The following is a 294-nucleotide window of genomic DNA, read 5'->3' as shown; positions in this document are numbered from 1 at the left end:
CGCGCGCCATGGCGAGATAGATTGCGCGGGTGCGCGAATTGAAGACCGACGCTTCGCCGGCGCCGTCTTCCGGCGGCACGATGCCGAGCTTGTCGTAGACATGCTTGATGCGGATTTGCGCGCCGCGGAGCGACAGGCCGCGCCGCGCCGCGATCGCCCGGTCGGTCAGGCCGAGCGCAATGTCTATCAGGCTCTCATATTCGCCGTCGGTGATGCCCTCGAATCGGTCCTGGACGCGGTGCTGGATGCCGCGGATCTCGCGGTCGATGATGCAGCGCCCTTCGCGGAACACGC

General features: G+C 67.3%; 1 pseudogene. It reads right to left on the bottom strand.

Annotated features, from left to right (window positions below):
• Positions 1-294: pseudogene (locus EN818_RS31985) on the bottom strand (response regulator transcription factor); the annotation flags it as partial.

It is taken from the genome of Mesorhizobium sp. M3A.F.Ca.ET.175.01.1.1, from assembly GCF_004791945.1.
In the GTDB taxonomy this organism is placed as follows: Bacteria; Pseudomonadota; Alphaproteobacteria; order Rhizobiales; family Rhizobiaceae; genus Mesorhizobium.
Note: the sequence above shows the minus strand (reverse complement) of the source record. Positions and strands in the feature narration are given on the sequence as shown.